This is a genomic window from Streptomyces alfalfae, from assembly GCF_004127445.1.
Lineage (GTDB): Bacteria > Actinomycetota > Actinomycetes > Streptomycetales > Streptomycetaceae > Streptomyces > Streptomyces alfalfae.
Map to the genome: position 1 here is coordinate 74,265 of NZ_QEXM01000017.1, position 18,088 is coordinate 92,352.

Annotated in this window: 13 protein-coding genes; 3 read left to right on the forward strand and 10 right to left on the reverse strand. The window is 72.1% G+C overall.

Features of this window, described 5'->3' with window-relative positions; genetic code table 11:
* The first annotated feature begins 62 nt into the window (after window positions 1–62).
* Window positions 63–1,196 (forward strand): tRNA dihydrouridine synthase DusB, encoded by a 1,134-nt coding sequence (gene dusB / locus DCW30_RS07400; protein WP_103557492.1) that lies wholly within the window; start codon window positions 63–65, stop codon window positions 1,194–1,196.
* Window positions 1,197–1,551: 355 nt separating this feature from the next.
* On the opposite strand, the gene ppdK is transcribed toward dusB, so the two are convergent.
* Window positions 1,552–4,290 (reverse strand): pyruvate, phosphate dikinase, encoded by a 2,739-nt coding sequence (gene ppdK / locus DCW30_RS07405; protein ID WP_076686489.1) that lies wholly within the window; start codon window positions 4,288–4,290, stop codon window positions 1,552–1,554.
* A gap of 645 nt (window positions 4,291–4,935) precedes the next feature.
* Between ppdK and DCW30_RS07410 the strand changes: the two genes are divergently transcribed.
* Window positions 4,936–7,071, forward strand: a complete 2,136-nt coding sequence (locus DCW30_RS07410; RefSeq protein ID WP_232626682.1) for a hypothetical protein — start codon at window positions 4,936–4,938, stop codon at window positions 7,069–7,071.
* 7 nt (window positions 7,072–7,078) lie between these two features.
* Here DCW30_RS07410 and DCW30_RS07415 read toward each other — a convergent pair whose 3' ends face one another.
* The 8 genes from DCW30_RS07415 to DCW30_RS07450 form a co-directional block, all read right to left on the reverse strand.
* Window positions 7,079–7,903: a carbohydrate ABC transporter permease gene (locus DCW30_RS07415; RefSeq protein ID WP_076686491.1), complete on the reverse strand. Its 825-nt coding sequence runs from the start codon at window positions 7,901–7,903 to the stop codon at window positions 7,079–7,081.
* A gap of 104 nt (window positions 7,904–8,007) precedes the next feature.
* On the reverse strand, window positions 8,008–8,937 hold the full coding sequence (locus DCW30_RS07420) for a carbohydrate ABC transporter permease (protein WP_076686492.1): 930 nt from the start codon (window positions 8,935–8,937) through the stop codon (window positions 8,008–8,010).
* Window positions 8,934–10,190: an ABC transporter substrate-binding protein gene (locus DCW30_RS07425; protein ID WP_205576618.1), complete on the reverse strand. Its 1,257-nt coding sequence runs from the start codon at window positions 10,188–10,190 to the stop codon at window positions 8,934–8,936. The genes DCW30_RS07420 and DCW30_RS07425 overlap by 4 nt, the downstream gene beginning before the upstream one ends.
* Window positions 10,191–10,310: 120 nt before the next feature.
* Window positions 10,311–11,093, reverse strand: a complete 783-nt coding sequence (locus DCW30_RS07430) for an SDR family NAD(P)-dependent oxidoreductase (RefSeq protein ID WP_076686493.1) — start codon at window positions 11,091–11,093, stop codon at window positions 10,311–10,313.
* Between the two features lie 210 nt (window positions 11,094–11,303).
* On the reverse strand, window positions 11,304–11,888 hold the full coding sequence (locus DCW30_RS07435; RefSeq protein ID WP_076686494.1) for a TetR/AcrR family transcriptional regulator: 585 nt from the start codon (window positions 11,886–11,888) through the stop codon (window positions 11,304–11,306).
* 66 nt (window positions 11,889–11,954) lie between these two features.
* Window positions 11,955–12,278 carry a nitrite reductase small subunit NirD gene (gene nirD, locus DCW30_RS07440; protein ID WP_076686495.1) on the reverse strand — a complete coding sequence of 108 codons (324 nt, stop codon included), beginning with the start codon at window positions 12,276–12,278 and terminating at the stop codon, window positions 11,955–11,957.
* Window positions 12,275–14,851 carry a nitrite reductase large subunit NirB gene (gene nirB, locus DCW30_RS07445; RefSeq protein WP_076686496.1) on the reverse strand — a complete coding sequence of 859 codons (2,577 nt, stop codon included), beginning with the start codon at window positions 14,849–14,851 and terminating at the stop codon, window positions 12,275–12,277. The genes nirD and nirB overlap by 4 nt, the downstream gene beginning before the upstream one ends.
* Window position 14,852: 1 nt before the next feature.
* The gene (locus DCW30_RS07450) at window positions 14,853–16,109 is read right to left on the reverse strand and encodes an NAD(P)/FAD-dependent oxidoreductase (protein ID WP_076686497.1); all 1,257 of its coding nucleotides are present in this window, start codon (window positions 16,107–16,109) and stop codon (window positions 14,853–14,855) included.
* A gap of 428 nt (window positions 16,110–16,537) precedes the next feature.
* Between DCW30_RS07450 and DCW30_RS07455 the strand changes: the two genes are divergently transcribed.
* On the forward strand, window positions 16,538–17,320 hold the full coding sequence (locus DCW30_RS07455) for a sulfite exporter TauE/SafE family protein (RefSeq protein ID WP_076686498.1): 783 nt from the start codon (window positions 16,538–16,540) through the stop codon (window positions 17,318–17,320).
* Window positions 17,321–17,373: 53 nt separating this feature from the next.
* Here the strand turns inward: DCW30_RS07455 and DCW30_RS07460 are convergent, their stop codons facing one another.
* Window positions 17,374–18,078 carry a class F sortase gene (locus DCW30_RS07460; RefSeq protein WP_076686499.1) on the reverse strand — a complete coding sequence of 235 codons (705 nt, stop codon included), beginning with the start codon at window positions 18,076–18,078 and terminating at the stop codon, window positions 17,374–17,376.
* Between the last annotated feature and the right edge of the window lie 10 nt (window positions 18,079–18,088).

The window sequence follows — 18,088 nt, forward strand, 5'->3', positions numbered from 1 at the left end:
CCCGGAGCGCGGCCGGGTGAGGGACAATGGAGGGTCCCGTCGTCCGTCCCGGAGAGCTTCCCATGCCGTCCAAGCCCCTGCAGATCGGCCCGCACACCGTCCAGCCGCCCGTCGTGCTCGCCCCCATGGCGGGCATCACGAACGCGCCGTTCCGGACGCTGTGCCGGGAGTTCTCCGGCGGCAAGGGCCTCTTCGTCAGCGAGATGATCACCACCCGCGCCCTGGTCGAGCGCAACGAGAAGACGATGCAGCTCATCCACTTCGACGCGACGGAGAAGCCGCGCTCGATCCAGCTGTACGGCGTGGACCCGGCGACCGTCGGCAAGGCCGTCCGCATGATCGCGGAAGAGGACCTCGCCGACCACATCGACCTGAACTTCGGCTGCCCCGTCCCCAAGGTGACCCGCAAGGGCGGCGGCTCCGCGCTCCCGTACAAGCGCCCGCTGCTCCGCGCGATCCTCCGCGAGGCCGTCAGCGGCGCCGGGGATCTCCCCGTCACCATGAAGATGCGCAAGGGCATCAACGACGAGCACATCACCTTCCTCGACGCGGGCCGCATCGCCGTCGAGGAGGGCGTCACGGCCATCGCCCTGCACGGCAGGACGGCCGCGCAGCACTACGGCGGCACGGCCGACTGGGACGCCATCGCGCGCCTGAAGGAGCACGTGCCGGAGATCCCGGTGCTCGGCAACGGCGACATCTGGTCGGCGGCGGACGCGGTGCGCATGATGGACGAGACCGGTTGCGACGGCGTCGTCGTGGGCCGCGGCTGCCTCGGCCGCCCCTGGCTCTTCGGCGATCTGGTGGCGGCCTTCGAGGGCACGGGCGCGCCCAAGGCCCCGACCCTGCGCGAGGTCTCCGCGGTCATGCTGCGCCACGCCACGCTGCTCGGCGAGTGGATCGGCGACGAGGCGCGGGGCGTCATCGACTTCCGCAAGCACGTGGCGTGGTACCTCAAGGGCTTCGCGGTCGGCTCCGAGATGCGCAAGCGCCTGGCGATCACGTCGTCCCTGGCCGAGCTGGAGGACGGCCTCGGCGAACTGGACCTCGACCAGCCGTGGCCCACGGGCGCGGACGGCCCCCGGGGCCGCACGTCCGGCAACAACAGGGTGGTCCTCCCCGACGGCTGGCTGAAGGACCCGTACGACTGCGCGGGCATCAGCGAGGACGCCGAACTGGACACCTCGGGCGGCTGACCCACGCGGGTGTCACCGTGACGGGACGGGCGCCACCGTGACGGGAAGCTCCTTGATCCCGTTCACGAGGTTCGACCTGCTGTACGCATGCCACCGGCGCGCGTCCGCGGCTCGTCGGCGTCGCCGCGCCCGGCGGACCCGGGGCCGCCGCGCTCGGCGGGCCGCCACCGGGCCGCCCTTCTGACGCTGCCCGAGCCGGTGACCCGACCCGGCGAGGGCACGCGAAAGGGGCGGCGCCCCCGCACGGGCGCCGCCCCTTCACGGGGTGAGCCACAGGCTCTGGACCGGGACCGCCGCCGCATCGGTGTTGAGGGTCGGGGACACGGCGACGGTCCCGGGGTCTTGGGGCAGGCGCCTACCGGTGGTCGCTGCCCGTGGAGTGCGAGGCCGCGCGGCCCGCCTCCAGCCGGGCCACCGGGATGCGGAACGGCGAGCAGGAGACGTAGTCCAGGCCCACCTCGTGGAAGAAGTGCACCGACTCCGGGTCACCGCCGTGCTCGCCGCAGACGCCGAGCTTCAGGTCGGGACGGGTCGCGCGGCCCGCCCTGGCCGCGTCCCGCACGAGCCGGCCGACGCCGTCCTTGTCGATGGTCTCGAACGGCGAGACCCCGAAGATGCCCTTCTCCAGGTACGCCGTGAAGAAGCTCGCCTCCACGTCGTCGCGGGAGAAGCCCCAGACGGTCTGCGTCAGGTCGTTCGTGCCGAAGGAGAAGAACTCCGCGGCCTCCGCGATCTGGTCGGCCGTCAGCGCGGCGCGCGGCAGCTCGATCATCGTGCCGAGCGCCAGCTTCAGCTCGACGCCGGTCGTCTCCTGCACCTCCGCGATGACCTGCTCGGCCTCCTCGCGGACGATCTCCAGCTCCTGGACCGTGCCGACGAGCGGAATCATGATCTCCACGCGCGGGTCGCCCTTGGCGTTCTTGCGCTCGGCGGCGGCCTCGGCGATGGCCCGCACCTGCATGGTGAACAGACCCGGGATGACGAGCCCGAGGCGGACGCCGCGCAGACCCAGCATCGGGTTCTGCTCGTGCAGCCGGTGCACGGCCTGGAGCAGGCGCAGGTCGTTCTCGTTGGGGTCCTTGCGGGACTCGGCGAGCGCCACGCGCACCGACAGCTCGGTGATGTCGGGCAGGAACTCGTGCAGCGGCGGGTCGAGCAGCCGGACGGTGACGGGCAGGCCGTCCATCGCCTCGAACAGCTCCACGAAGTCCCGCTTCTGCAGCGGCAGGAGCTCCTTCAGGGCGTCCTCGCGCTCGTCGTCCGCGTCGGCGAGGATGAGCCGCTCGACCATCTCGCGGCGCTCACCGAGGAACATGTGCTCGGTGCGGCACAGGCCGATGCCCTGCGCCCCGAAGCGGCGCGCCCGCAGCGCGTCCTCGGCGTTGTCCGCGTTGGCGCGCACCCGCAGCCGCCGCACCCGGTCCGCGTACGCCATGATCCGGTGCACGGCGGCGACCAGCTCGTCGGCGTCGTCGGCGCCCGCGTGCATGCGGCCCTCGAAGTACTCCACCACGGGCGAGGGCACGACGGGCACCTCACCGAGGTACACCTTGCCGGTCGAGCCGTCGATGGAGACGGTGGCGCCCTCCTCGACGACCACGCCGCCCGGCGCGGTGAGGCAGCGCCGCTTGGTGTCGACCTCCAGCTCCTCGGCGCCGCAGACACAGGTCTTGCCCATGCCGCGCGCCACGACCGCCGCGTGCGAGGTCTTGCCGCCGCGCGAGGTCAGGATGCCCTCGGCGGCGATCATGCCGTCCAGGTCGTCGGGGTTGGTCTCGCGGCGGATCAGGATGACCTTCTCGCCCGAGCGCGACCACTTGATCGCGGTGTAGGAGTCGAAGACGGCCTTGCCGACCGCGGCGCCGGGTGACGCGGCGATGCCGCGGCCGAGCTGCTTGACCTTCGCGCCCTCGTCGAAGCGGGGGAACATCAGCTGCGCGAGCTGGGCGCCGTTGACGCGCTGGAGCGCCTCGGCCTCGTCGATGAGCCCCTGGTCCACGAGCTGCGTCGCGATGCGGAAGGCGGCGCCGGCGGTGCGCTTGCCGACGCGGGTCTGGAGCATCCACAGCTGGCCGCGCTCAATGGTGAACTCGATGTCGCACAGGTCCTTGTAGTGCGTTTCGAGGGTCTCCATGATCTGCATGAGCTGGTCGTACGACTTCTTGTCGATCTGCTCCAGATCGGCGAGCGGGACGGTGTTGCGGATGCCGGCCACGACGTCCTCGCCCTGCGCGTTCTGGAGGTAGTCGCCGTACACGCCCTGGTGGCCGCTGGCCGGGTCGCGGGTGAACGCGACGCCCGTGCCGGAGTCGGGGCCGAGGTTGCCGAAGACCATCGAGCAGACGTTGACGGCCGTGCCGAGGTCGTGCGGGATGCGCTCCTGGCGGCGGTAGAGCTTGGCGCGGTCGGTGTTCCACGACTCGAAGACCGAGCGGATCGCGAGGTCCATCTGCTCGCGCGGGTCCTGCGGGAAGTCCCGCCCGGCCTCCGCCTTGACGATCTTCTTGAACTTCGTGACGAGCTTCTTGAGGTCGGCGGCCTCCAGGTCGGTGTCGACCGTGACCTTCTTGGCCTTCTTGGCGGCCTCCAGCGCGTCCTCGAAGAGGTCGCCGTCGACGCCGAGGACGGTCTTGCCGAACATCTGGATGAGCCGGCGGTAGGAGTCCCACGCGAAGCGGTCGTCGCCGGACTGCTTGGCGAGCCCGGAGACGGACTTGTCGGAGAGCCCGATGTTCAGGACGGTGTCCATCATGCCGGGCATCGAGAACTTGGCGCCCGAGCGGACGGAGACGAGCAGCGGGTCATCGGCCTGACCCAGCTTCTTGCCCATCTTCCGCTCCAGGGCGTCGAGGTGCGCACTCACCTCGTCCCGCAGCGGGGCCGGCTCCTCACCGCTGTCGAGGTAGGTCTTGCACGCCTCGGTGGTGATGGTGAAGCCCGGGGGGACGGGCAGCCCGAGGTTGGTCATCTCGGCGAGGTTGGCGCCCTTGCCGCCGAGCAGGTCCTTGAGGTCCTTGTTGCCTTCGGTGAAGTCGTAAACGAACTTAACGCCCTCACTCGTGTGAGCTACGTGGGGATCTTTGTTTTCCGACACGGGTCTCGGCTCCTCGAGGACTCGGTGGCTGCCCTGACGGCGAGGAACATACCCAGATCGAAGGCACCTGGGTACGTCCACTTGTGCGTCATGCGGCCGTAACCACCCGTCCGCCGCCGGATCGAAAGTGACCCGGTGGTAGCGAATGCCGGCGGCGTGCATTCAACTCTTGAATGCTCAACTCCCGTAGACCCTGCAAAACGCTCACATGAGCGTGTCTAACTCAGATGTGAGTTCACGTAGTGAATGATCGAGCAGTGGCACTGAGTGCCACCCCTTGGAGAAGTGCAACCGCCATTTTCCTGCTCATCTGAGCGCAAGGCCTATCAGGGGTGGCGAGAATCACGCTGTCCGGCGGGGCCGGATGTCACGATCCGGACGGCCTTCCGGGACTCGGGCACGCTCCGTTCCGCCCGTTGGTTTCGCCAATCCCTGCCCTGAGCTGCGGCTCGAATTCGTGTACCTATCCGACAAGTGTGGTGATCGTGCAGGGGGCGCTGCCAGCATTTCAGTCGTTTCTGACGACTTCTTCCGCAAGACGCGAGGTACGGCATGGGCGACAGCGCCACCGAAGGGCCTTTTCCGCTTCCGGTCTCCGAGGCGCGGCAGAGCGCCTGGATCCAAGCCGTACTGGCCACGGAGGGGGTGAACCTTCCACGAGGGGCGCTGGAGAACGTGGCCCCCTTCATCGTCGACCCCGAGGACACGCTGAGCGAGGCCGACGCCAACGGCGTCCGCACGCTCAAGGGGAGTGCGGTACGCCGCCTGCGCACCGACGCCGGTGACATGGTCGTCGCCGTCGTCCGCATGCACGGGGTCGGAGGGGTGCTGTGGGGACACAACGAGCGGATCAGCTCGATCTGGCGTTCCACGGCCGACCCTTCGGTGGGCCAGGGCACCGAGCGCACGCTGGCCCCCATCCGCCCCTGGAAGGGAGTCGTCGGTGACGGCAGCGAGACCTGCCTCGCCGCCCTGGAGAGCGTGGTGCCCGACCGGCAGGCGCTGATGATGAACGCGGAGGACGCGGCGAACGCCTTGATGAGGCGCGACCGCGTCCGCCCGTACGACCTGGAGGAGGACCTGGTCCTCAACGGGCAGCAGGAGCCCGGCATGTACGTACCGCAGCAGGTGCGCCTCGCGGAGACGCCGGAGAACGACTCCGACGGAAACCCCATGTACCCCAGCGCGTACTGGGGGTGGATGGCGGTCCGGGGAAACAATCGAACACAGAAACGGCAGTCGATCTACCGTCTGAGTTCCGGCGAGGTGCTGTCGGGAGTCCCGGCGGAGAAACTCGGTCGGGACGGAGACGACGTCGTCTTCGACCCCCGGGTCTGGCTCCCGCAGTTCTCCGCTCTGCTCAACCGGGAGCACGCCGAGGCGGAGGACGACCCGGACTCCGCGAACGGGTCCCGGGCCCGGCGCGCCGCCGCCATCGCCGTGGTGGACGCGCACCTGGTCATCGGCACTCCGACCCCGCAGCGGCTCTTCCGGATCGTGCAGATGAACAACCGGCGAGACCACGTGCACCCGCCGCTCGACTTCGACTCGACCAACCGTTCCCGTGCGCTCGGGCGCAGCGTCCTCGGCATGTACGTCGCCCAGCGCGTGATGGACGAGAAGACGGCGGAAGTGCTGTCCGGTCTCGCGCCCGTGCGCGAACTCCCCGACGCCTCACCCGGCATGACCGTCTCGGAACTGCGGGACCTGCGTTCCATGAAGCTGCTCCAGGAGCTGTTCCCCACGGACCCGCACAAGCGGCACCTGCTGCGCCGCGCGCTCAGCGAGAACCAGCCGTCCCAGCTCAAGGCGGCGGAGATCCACCAGCGCGCCCGGACGTGGTCGGCCCTGACGTCGGAGAGCTACCCCAAGCCGTGGAACCCGCGCGTCGGGCAGGTCTTCGGCACGAAGGCGCGGGAGGGCGTCGTCCTTTCGGGACGCGGGCTCCGGGACCTCCTGGCGGTCGCGGACTCGGACGACGCGGCCTTCGAGGAACTGGTGGCCTACCGGGCGGTCCACTGGCTGGCCTCCTTCGGGATCATCGAGGCCGACCGGGGATCACTCGACGGCCAGGAAGCCGTGGGCGACGCCGGGGAGAGCGTGCGTCGCTCACGGCGGACGGTGGTGAACTGCCTGCAAGCGCTGCGGCATGAGAAGAGCCGCATGATGGCGGCCGGGCTGCTGAAGGCGCTCGTCGCCGCGATGGACGACGGGGACCGCAGGCCATGGCAGGTCGGCCCCTCCGGGAAGGAGATGCCGGGCCGGGAGATGACGGCTCTCTGGTTCGACACCGAGTTCCCCAAGGAGACGGGCGGGAAGCCCCGGAGGGCCAAGGCGGCCACCACGGCCGTGGTCCCGCCGGCGCGCACCGTCGTTCCGAGCCGGACGGCACTGCCCATGCCCGCGCCGGGGCCGACCCCGGTGACGTCACCCGTGACGTCCCCGGAGACCGGGCTGCGGCCGGACCCCGGTGTGCAAGAAGCCGCCGCCTCCGAGGGCTCCGGGCCGGTGGCCCCCGACGGCGCCGACGGGGGCATCGCGGGGCCCCCGTCACCGGAAGCCCTGGTCACCCGCCTGGAGGAGCGGATCCGTGAGGTGCACACCGCTTCTGGCGGGGTCGAGGACGCGCTCGCCGAGCTGGCCGCGCTGTGTCCCGGCGGGACCGCGGCCCGGCCGCTCGGCCGGGAGCGTGCCGACGCGGCCGTCCGGCTGCTGAACCAGACGCTGTCCAGGCTCCGCAAGCTCCCCGAGCGGGTGGAGGACGTCGCCGCGCCCGCGTGAGGGGGGTTCAGTCGTCGATCCCCGACCTCTCCACCCCCGCCACGATCCACCGCTGGAAGAAGAGGAAGACCACGAGCAGCGGGAGGATCGAGACCGCCGCGGCGATGAACAGTTCGTGCAGCCGGATGACCTGGGAGGTGGTGAAGGTGGCCAGGGCCACCTGGACCGTCCAGGCCTCGCGGTCCTGGCCGATGACCAGGGGCCAGAGGAAGGAGTTCCACGCGCCGATGAAGACGATCGTGCCGACGGCCGCGAAGACCGGGCGGGAGTTGGGGACGACCACCCGCCAGTACGTGCGCCAGTGGCCGAGCCCGTCCACTCGGGCCGCGTCCTCCAGCTCACGGGGGAAGCCCAGGAAGTACTGGCGGAAGACGAAGCACGCGAAGGCCGAGAAGAGGGTCGGCACGATCAGGCCGCGCAGGGTCGACACCCAGCCGAGCGAGGAGACCAGGACGAAGCTCGGCACGAACGTGACGGCCGCCGGGACCATCATCGTGGCGAGGATCGCGTAGAAGACCTTGCCGGCGTGGCGGTAGGGGATGCGGGCCAGGCCGTATCCGGCGAGCGAGGCGAGGACGAGGGTGCCGAGCGTCGTCGCGACCGCGATCAGCGTGGAGTTGAGCAGGGCGTTCGCCATCGGCACCGTCGGGCCCTCGAAGAGCTCCGACAGGTTGGACAAGCGCAGTGTCGAGGGGAAGAACGTCCAGTCGGGCGAGGTGATCTCGTCCTCCGACGCGAGGCCGTTGCGCAGGAGGAGGTAGAAGGGGATCAGGAAGAGCAGGGCGAGCGCGGCGAGCAGGACGGCGCGCAGGGCGCGGCCCGCGCGGACCATCGCGTCGTCGAGGGGCCGCCGGGGCGGGCCGGCGGCGCGAGGGCGTCGAAGTGCGGGGGCGCCGGGGCGCCGGGCGGGTGTCGTCCTGGGGCGGGGCATGGCGGTCAGTCCTCCTTCCGGCCCAGGCCGAACCACGTGGCCTGGCCGACCGTCACGACCGCGATGATCAGCGCGAGGATCACCGCGCCCGCGCTGCCGAGGCCGAGGTTCTGCTCCTGGCCGAGGGCCGTGTAGTAGAGGTAGACGAGCGGCGGGCGGGCGTAGGGCGGATAGCCGCCCGAGTCCGAGAGCAGGTTGTAGAACTCGTCGAAGGCCTGGAAGGCGTTGATGACGAGCAGCAGCGCCACGGCGACCGAGGTCGCGCGCAACTGCGGCAGCGTGATGTGGCGCAGCACCTGCCAGCCGGGCCGCGCCCCGTCCACCGCCGCCGCCTCGTACAGGACGGGGGAGATCCGCTGGAGCCCCGCGAGGAAGAGGATCATGTAGAAGCCCGCCTGGAGCCAGAGCCGCACGGTGACGATGACCAGCCAGTACCAGGGCGGGTCCGTGGTCGAGAGCCAGGCGGTCTGGTCGGCGCCGAACCAGCCGAGGACGGTGTTGGCGAGCCCGAACCGCACCCCGTTGAAGATCGACAGCTTCCAGATCAGGGCCGCGACGACATAGCTGCACGCGGCGGGCAGGAAGAAGACGGAGCGGAAGAACGCCTGCGCCCTGCGGAGCCGGTTGACCATCAGCGCGAGCGCCAGCGAGAGCGCGAAGGTCGTCGGCACGATGAACGCCGAGAAGACCGCGAAGGTGACGAGACTGTCGGTGAACGCGTCGTTCCGCAGCATCGCCGTGTAGTTGCCGAAGCCGACGAAGTCGTCGGGCGAGACCGTGTTGTGGGCGTCGAAGAAGCTGAGGTAGACGCTCCAGGCGAGCGGCACGTAGGTGAAGAGGGCCAGGCCGAGCGCGAAGGGGCCGACGAACACCCAGAACCACAGGGTCCGGTTCTGGGCGCCGAGCACGCCCCCTCGCCGGGGGGCGGCCCTCACGACGTCTTCTCGGCCCGGGCCAGCTCCGCCCGCACCGTGCGGACGACGGACCTCAGCTGGTCATCCGGGTCCGCGCCGGACTTGATGATCCGGCTCAGCGCGTCCTGGTACGCGGTACGGGAGGCGGGCGTCCACAGCAGGGGCTCCGCGTAGCCGTACTCGGTGGAGTAGCGCACGGCGTCCGCCGCCGGGCCGTTCCGCAGCTTGCCGGCCTTCCCGGCGAGGGAGAGCCTGGCGGGGATGTGGAAGCCGTAGGAGAGCGCGAAGTCCTCCTGGTACTCGGTCCTGTCGATCCACAGCCACTTCAGGAAGGCCTTGCCCTCCTCCTGGTGTTTGCTGCGGGCGCTCACCGCCGCGCCGTACGCGCCGACGGGCAGCGCCGGTTTCCCGCCGGAGCCGTCGGCGGGGAACGGCAGGACGCCGAAGTCGTCGCCCAGCTCCTTCTCCACCGCGGGCAGCGCCCACAGGCCGCACCACTGCATCGCGGTCAGCTCCTGCGTGAACGCCGAGGGGTCCGACCAGTCGGCGGGCGCGCCGAGCAGCAGCGACTTGTCGGCGTACAGCTCGTGGAGCTTGCCGAGGGTCCGGGCGGCGGCCGGGTCGTCGAAGCCGATCCCGCCGTCCTCCGTGACGGAGGAGAGGCCCGCCGCGTGCAGGGGCGTGACGCCGAGGGCGCCCGCGCCGCCGTCGTTGCCGAGGAAGAGGCCCTTCACGTCCTCCGTCGTCAGCGCCTTCGCCGCGTCGACCAGCTCGTCCAGGCTCCTGGGCGGCCTGACGCCCGCGTCGTCGAGATGGCTCTTGCGGTAGTAGAGCAGATGCATGTCGACGACCTGGGGGATCGCCCAGATCTTCCCCTCGTACGTCTTCGGGGCGAGCACCGCCGGGTTGAAGTCGCCCCGCACGCCGTCGAAGAGGTCCGTGAGGTCGACGACCTGGCCCTGGCGGATCTGGTCCAGGGACGGGCCGTTGACCTCGAAGACGTCGGGCCCCGAGTCGGTGAGCAGGGCCGCCGCGGTCTGCTCGTCGTAGTTCCCCGGCCGCCACTGGACCTGTACGTCGGCCTTCTCGTACGCGGCGGCGTACCGCTTCACGGCCTGTTCGACGCCCGCCTCGCCGTACTGGTGGTACCACTGGGCGAGCCGGGGGCCGCTGCCGCCCGAACCCCCGCCCCCGCGCCCGGTGTTGGACCCGCAGGCCGTGAGCAGTCCGAGAGCCGCGCCGGTACCGAGCAGTGTCCTTCGGCTGATCGTCATGCTGGTTCGTCTCCCTGAGTGCGGTCGGTGCCTCACCTCACGTCGGCCCAACGATCAACCATGCACGGGGATTACGACAGGGGTGTTGCGGCCGAGTGGCGGCATCCGGCCGCGCCCCGGTCAGGCGGCGGCGCCCCCGTCGATCACCAGGTCCGCGCCGACCACGGAGGCGGATTCGTCGGACGCCAGGTACAGCACGGCGGCGGCGACCTCGGCGGTGGTGGACACACGGCCGAGCGGCGACTCCTCCTTCATCCGGGCGGCGCGGTCCTCCTCGGTCTCGCCGGGCCTGAGCGACATGGCGGTGGCGGAGGCGCCGGGGCTCACGGTGTTGACGCGGACCCCGTCCGCGATGTGCTCGGCCGCCGCCGCGCGGCTCAGCGCGGAGACCGCGGCCTTGGTCGCCCCGTAGGCGGCGGCGCCCGGGGCACTGGTGTGGGCGCCGAGGTTGGAGCCGATGTTGACGACGGCGCCGCCCGTCGCCTGCGTGCGCATCTGCCTGATCTCGGCCTGGAGGGCGAGGAAGACGCCGGTCACGTTGATGTCGAGCATGGTGCGCCAGTCAGCCTCGGACAGCTCGGCGACCGGCCGGCCCGCGCGCAGGACGCCCGCGTTGTTGACGGCCACGTCCAGCGAGCCGTAGCGCTCCACGGCGGCGGTGACCAGGGCGGCGAGGTCGGCGGAGCGGGACACGTCGGCGGTGACGGCGAGGGCGCTGCCGCCGGCCGCCTCGACGAGGGACACGGTCTCCTTCAGGGAGGCCTCGGTGCGTCCGGCCACGACCACGTTCGCGCCCTCCGCGGCGAACGCGAGCGCGATGGCGCGGCCGAGACCGGAGCCGCCGCCGGTGACGAGGGCCGTGCGGCCGGTGAAGCGGGTGCGGGGAGCGGTTGCTGCGGGCATGTCATCTCTTTTCTCTTGACCGAGCGCCCTTCTTGACCGAACGGTCAAATATCAGGGCGTGACGGGGAACGGGTGGGGTGGTGCCGGCACCGGGGTGCCAGGGCTCTGGGGGCGCCAGGGCTCTGGGGTGTCAGAGCTCCGGGGTGTCAGAGCTCCGGGGTGTCGGGGCGCCGGGGCTTTGAGGCGCCGGGGGTGGCGTGGTGTCGGAGGTCAGTCCAGGAGGGTCAGCGCCTGCTCCACCGCGTCCCGTACGCGGGCCGGGTCCGACGACGCCTTGCCGACCACGCGCAGGCCCTGCATCAGGACGAGCAGCATGCGGGCGAGGGTCAGCGGATCGCGGTCCGCGGGCAGCTCGCCCTGGGCCCGGGCGCGGACCAGGGCGGAGTGCAGGAGGGTCTCCAGGTGCTCCCAGCTCCGCTCGACGCGGCGGGCCGCGGCCTCGTCGTGCGGGCCCAGTTCGGCCGCCGTGTTCGTGACGAAGCAGCCGCGGCGACCGCCCTCGCCGGAGCCGGCCTCGCCGCCGAAGCGGCGGACGACCTCGCGCACCGCGGGCAGGGCGGGGCCGGGCCGGGACAGGTCGGCGATCAGGCGCGGGTCCTGGACCTGGACGTACCGCTCAAGGGCCTTCAGGTACAGGTCGTGCTTGTTGCCGAACGTCGCGTAGATGCTGGCGCGGCCGATGCCGAGCGCCTCGACGAGGTCCGCCATCGACGTCGCCTCGTAGCCGCGCCGCCAGAACAGCTCTAGGGCCGACTGGAGCGCGGCGTCCGGATCGAATTCCTTGGTCCTGGCCACGAGGGGACACTAGGGGTTACTGGAACGAACGGTCAAGTAATGCGGGGCTCGCGCGCGGCCGCCGGGTCAGGCGATGCGCACCGGATGCGTCTCCACCGCCACCTCGTCGTCGTCCAGGCACCGCCCCGTCTCCAGGTCGAACCGCTGCTTCAGGAGCGGCGACGCCACGAACGGCCGACCGTCGGCGGTGCCGAGCAGCCCCCGCGAGAGCACCGCCGCGCCCGTGAACGGGTCGAGGTTGTCGATCGCGTACGCGCGGCCCGCGCGGTCCAGGAACAGCGCGGCCTGGCGGCCGTCGGGCAGCAGGGCCGCAAGGCCCCGTCCCGGCGTGAGCCGCGCGCGCTCGCAGACCTCGAACCAGGTGTCGGCGACACGGAGTTGGACGTTCATCGGGAGGCTCCTTCCAGGGGGCGCCGGCCGATGGCCAGCAGCGGCAGGTCCGGCTTGATCTGTTCGCGCTCGGGCACGAAGCCGACCGTCGGGTCGGGCACGCCCGGCGCGTTCACGAACGACACGAAGCGGGCGAGCCGCTCCGGGTCGTCGAGGGTGTCGGCCCACTCGTCGCGGTAGTGCGTGACGTGGTCGGCCATCAGCGCCTCCAACTCGGCGCAGATGCCGAGGGAGTCGTGGACGACGACGTCGCGCACGTGGTCGAGGCCGCCGTCGATCCGCTCCAGCCAGGCCGCGGTGCGCTCCAGGCGGTCGGCGGTGCGGATGTAGAACATCAGGAACCGGTCGATGAGGCGCACCAGTTCCGCGTCGTCCAGGTCCTGCGCGAGCAGGTCGGCGTGGCGCGGGGTCGCGCCGCCGTTGCCGCCCACGTACAGGTTCCAGCCGCTCGCCGTGGCGATCACGCCGAAGTCCTTGGACTGGGCCTCGGCGCACTCGCGGGCGCAGCCGGAGACCGCCGACTTCAGCTTGTGCGGGGCGCGCAGGCCGCGGTAGCGCAGCTCCAGGTCGATGGCCATGCGCACGGAGTCCTGCACGCCGTAGCGGCACCAGGTCCGCCCGACGCAGGACTTCACCGTCCTGAGCGCCTTGCCGTACGCGTGGCCCGACTCGAAGCCCGCGTCCACCAGGCGTGTCCAGATCATCGGCAGCTGCTCGACGCGGGCCCCGAAGAGGTCGATGCGCTGGCCGCCGGTGATCTTCGTGTAGAGGCCGAAGTCGCGCGCCACCTCGCCGATGACGATGAGCTTCTCGGGGGTGATCTCGCCGCCGGGGATGCGGGGCACCACCGAGTAGGAGCCGTTCTTCTGGAGGTTGGCGAGGAAGTGGTCGTTGGTGTCCTGGAGCGCGGCCTGCTCACCGTCCAGGACGTGGCCCTCCGCGCCGATCGTCGGGGCCAGCGAGGCGATGATCGACCCGACCGTCGGCTTGCAGACCTCGCAGCCCTCGCCGCCGCGCGCCGCCTCGCGGCCGTGCCCGTCGAGCAGTTCGCGGAACGACGTCAACCGCAGGGCGCGCACGATCTCGTACAGCTCCTGGCGGGTCTGGCCGAAGCAGCCGCACAGCCCGTCGTCGCCGGTCCGCGGCAGCAGCCGGCCGATCAGCTTCACGCAGCTGCCGCAGCCCGTGCCCGCCTTGGTGCACTTCTTCACCTCGGGCAGCGTGGCGCAGGCCTGGACCTCGTCCTTCGTGACGTTGTGGCAGTTGCAGACCACCGCGGAGCCCGGCAGCGCCTCGGGGCCGAGCGCGGCGGAGACGCCCGTGCCCGCGGGCAGCACCAGCTGCTCGGCGGGCACCGGCGGCACGCTGCCGGTGAGCGGGCGCAGCAGCCCGTACGCCTCCGCGTCGCCGACGAGGACGCCGCCGAGCAGTTCGCCGCCCGCGCCGATCACCAGCTTCTTGTACGTGCCCGAGCGCGAGTCGGCGTAGACGACGTCGAGGCAGCCCTCCGCCGTGCCGTGGGCGTCGCCGAACGAGGCGACGTCGACGCCGAGAAGCTTGAGCTTGGTGGACAGGTCCGCGCCCGTGAAGCCGGGACCGTCCTCGGCGGCGATGGCGGCGGCGGCCGTCCGCGCCATCTCGTAGCCGGGCGCGACCAGGCCGTACACCCGGCCGTCCGCCGCCTGCGCGCACTCGCCGATCGCGTACACGTCGGGATCGCTGGTGCGGCACCGCTCGTCCACGGTGACGCCGCCGCGCTCGCCGACGGCGAGGCCGTGCGCGCGGGCGAGCTGGTCGCGCGGCCGGACGCCCGCGGAGAACACCACCAGGTCGGTGGCGAGTTCACGGCCGTCCGACAGCTTCATGCCGCGCACGGCGCCGTCGTCGTCCGTCACGATCTCCTGCGTGCCGGTGCCCGTGTGGACGGTCAGGCCCATGCCGGTGATGGTGCGGAGCAGCGCCTCGCCGCCGCCCTCGTCGACCTGGACGGGCATGAGGCGCGGCGCGAACTCCACCACGTGCGTCGCGAGCCCCAGGCCGCGCAGCGCGCCCGCCGCTTCCAGGCCGAGCAGACCGCCGCCGACCACCGCGCCGGTCGTGGCGCGCCGCTTCGCGTACTCCTCGATGGCGAGCAGGTCCTCGATGGTGCGGTACACGAAGCAGCCCGTCGCGTCCTTGCCCGGCACGGGCGGCACGAACGGGTAGGAGCCCGTGGCCAGGACGAGCGTCTCGTAGGCGAAGACACGGCCGGAGCGCGCCGTGACCGTCTTCGCCTCCCGGTCCAAGCTCTCCGCGGGCTCGCCGACGTACAGCTCGATGCCGTGCTCGTCGAGGAAGGCGCGGTCGGTGAGCGAGAGTTCGTCGGGCGTGCGGCCCGAGAAGTACGAGGTGAGCTGCACCCGGTCGTAGGCGGGGCGCGGCTCCTCGCACAGCACCACGATGCGGTGGCTCGCCGCGAGGCCGCGCTCGACGGCGGCCTCCAGGAAGCGCTGGCCGACCATGCCGTGGCCGACGAGCACGAGGGCGGGTCGGCCTTGCGGGGACGGGGCGGGGTTCGGCTGGGGCTTCGGCATGTCAGCGGCCTCCGATCGGGATCTCCCCCGCTCGACCGGGGTCGGCAGGCTGGGGGTGGGTGAGCAGGTGGAGCAGGGGGCTCTCGTCCTCGGGCAGGACGTCGTCGGCCTCCCAGGCGCGGGCGAGCGCGCCGACCGAGGCGAGGTCGCCGAGCAGGACGCCGCCGACCAGGCGGTCGCCGCGGACGACGACCTTGCGGTACGTGCCGCGGGTGGCGTCGGCGAGCTGGACGACGTCGTCGTCGGGGCGGGCCTCGGTCTCGCCGAACGCGGCGAGGTCGAGCGGTCCGGGTCCCGCCAGGGTGAGGCGGGTGAGCATGCGGCTGCCCGCGTAGGGGCGCGCGGCGCGGCCGGCGAGGTCGTCGGCGAGCGAGTCGGCGAGTGCGTCGGCCTGTTCGAGCGCCGGGGTCGCGAGGCCGTAGACGCGGCCCGCGTGTTCCGCGCAGTCGCCGACCGCCCTGATGTGCGGATCGGACGTCCGCAGCAGGTCGTCCACGACGATCCCCTTCCGCACGTCGAGTCCGGCGGCCCGCGCCAGACCGGTGCGGGGGCGTACGCCGCAGGCCAGGACGGTCACGTCGGTCTCCAGCGCGAAGCCGTCCGCGAGCTCCACCCGGCGGACCGACCCGTCGGTGACGGTGACCCCGCGCACCCGGCACTCGGTGTGCACCTCGACGCCGAGACCGGTGAGGTGCGCCCGCACCAGCTCCGACGAGGCCGGGTCGAGCTGGCGCTCCATGAGCCGCTCGGCCTGCTGGGTCAGGACGACCTGCGCGCCCCGGTGGGCCAGCGCCCTCGCCGCCGACACGCCGAGCAGGCCGCCGCCGATGACGACGGCGCGGACGCCGGGCTCCACGGCGGCGGACAGGGCCAGGCAGTCGTCCATCGTGCGGAAGGCGTGGACGCCGCCGGGCAGTTCGGATGCGCCGGGGGCGAACAGGCCGCGCAGGGGCGGCAGCACGGGGTTCGAGCCGGTCGCGAGGACCAGGGTGGCGTAGGGGACGACGGCGCCGTCCTCGCAGTGGACCTCGCGGGCGGCGCGGTCGACGCGGACGGCGCGGGTGCGGAGCAGGGTGCAGGCGGGGGCCGGCAGGGCGGTCAGTTCCGCGCCGTAGCGGCCCGCGAGGACCTCCGCGAGGAGGACGCGGTTGTACGGGGCGTGGGCCTCCTCGCCGATCAGCACCGTGCCGGTGCCGAGGCGGTTCGCCACGTGGGTGCCGGCCAGGCCCGTGCCGATCACCACTGCCTTGGGTGTCATGACATGCAGCGTGCGGGGGTGGTGTTACCCGGGCGGGACCCGGGTGTTTCCCCCGGGGATCGCTGTCCTCAGCCGTTGCTCACCGGGGGTGTGAGGGGGCGGGTGCCTCGGCCGCCGGCCGGGGGTGTTTCTGTGCCGCCGCTTCGGGGCGGAGTGTTTCCCGCCCGCCCGCCTGTTTGCTCTGTGGTGTTCCCTGGGCCGCCGCCTTGCGGCGGATTGGGGTTTCGGGTGGGCGGGTGGTTGGTTGAGCGGGTGCGGGTGCGGGTGCGGGTGCGGGTGCGGGTGCGGGTGCGGGTGCGGGTGCGGGTGCCGGTGCCGGTGCCGGTGCCGGTTGCGGTTGCGGTTGGAGTTGCAGTTGGCTCAGAAGTAGCTCAACTAACTCCCGTTTCCGTGGACTGTGCAGTCATCTCGTCCATAGGGTCGCGATCATGCCTGACATATCGCTGACCACCGTCGTCGTCCTCTGCGTCGCCGCCCTCGCGGCGGGCTGGATCGACGCGGTGGTCGGCGGCGGGGGACTGCTGCTGCTCCCGGCCCTGCTGCTCGGGCTGCCCGCCGGGACCCCGGCCGCGCACGCCCTCGGCACCAACAAGGCCGTCGCGATCGTCGGCACCACGGGCGCCGCCGTCACGTACATCAGGAAGACCCGCGTCGACGTGCCGACCGCTGTGCGGATCGGCCTCGCCGCGCTCGCCGGGTCGATGGGCGGCGCCTTCTTCGCGGCCGGGATGAGCACCGAGGTGCTGAAGCCCGTCATCATGGTGGTGCTGGTCGCCGTGGCCGCCTTCGTGATCCTGCGGCCCGCCTTCGGCACCGCGCCCGCGGCGGAGCCCGCCTCGCCGAAGCGGATTCTCGCCGCGATCGGCCTCGCGGGACTCGGCATCGGGTTCTACGACGGCCTGATCGGCCCCGGCACCGGTACCTTCCTCGTCCTCGCCCTGACCGCCGTGCTCCACCTCGACCTGGTCGCCGCGTCGGCCACCGCCAAGATCGTCAACTGCTGCACCAACGCCGGGGCCCTCGCGATGTTCGCCTGGCAGGGCGCGGTCCTGTGGCAGCTCGCCGCGCTGATGGCCGCCTTCAACCTCGCGGGCGGCATGTTCGGCGCCCACACGGCTCTGAAGAAGGGCAGCGGCTTCGTCCGGATCGTGCTGCTGACGACGGTTCTCGGGCTCGTGGTGAAGATGGCGTACGAGCAGTGGGTCGCCTGAGTCGATCCTTCCGGGGCGGTGGCTGAGGGCCGGCGTCTGCGGGCCGCCCGGTCTCAGCGGACCTCGGTCAGGTGGGCGAAGACCACCACGTTGCCCTGGTAGCCGGTCTCCTTGGAGTACCTGCCGCCGCAGGTGATCACTCGTAGCTCGGGCCGGGGCGCGGCGCCGTACACCTTGTCGTCGGGGAAGGCGTCGGCGTCGTACACCTCGTTCGCGTCGACGGTGAAGACGGCCACGCTGCCGTCCCTGCGCTCCACCTCGATGGTGGTGCCCCGGCGCAGCGCGCCCAGCTGGTAGAAGACGGCGGGGCCCTCCTTGTTGTCCACGTGGCCCGCCACGACCGCGGTGCCGCGCTCGCCGGGCGTGGTGCCCGCCTCGTACCAGCCCGCGAGGTTCTTCCGCTCCGGCGGCGGCACGTCGAGGCTGCCCTGGCGCGTCAGGCCGAGGCCCATGAGCGGGGTGTCCACGCCGATCGCGGGGATGCGCAGGCGCTCCGGCGGGGACGGCGGGAGGGACGTGGAGCCGGACTCCTGCGGGGTGCCGGGCTCCTGCGGGGTGCCGGCGTCGTGCGGGGTGCCGGCGTCGTGCTGTCCGGGCCGGGCGGACGCCTGCGCGGCGGACGGCTGCGGCGGGGGGTGCGGCTCGGCACCGCTGCTCAGCAGCCATGCGCCGGAACACAGCGCCACCGCGCTGACGGTCGCTATGAGGGCGTTGCCGGTCCGGCCGCGCGTTCCTGCCGAGCGACGTGTACGACGCATACGGCGTCCC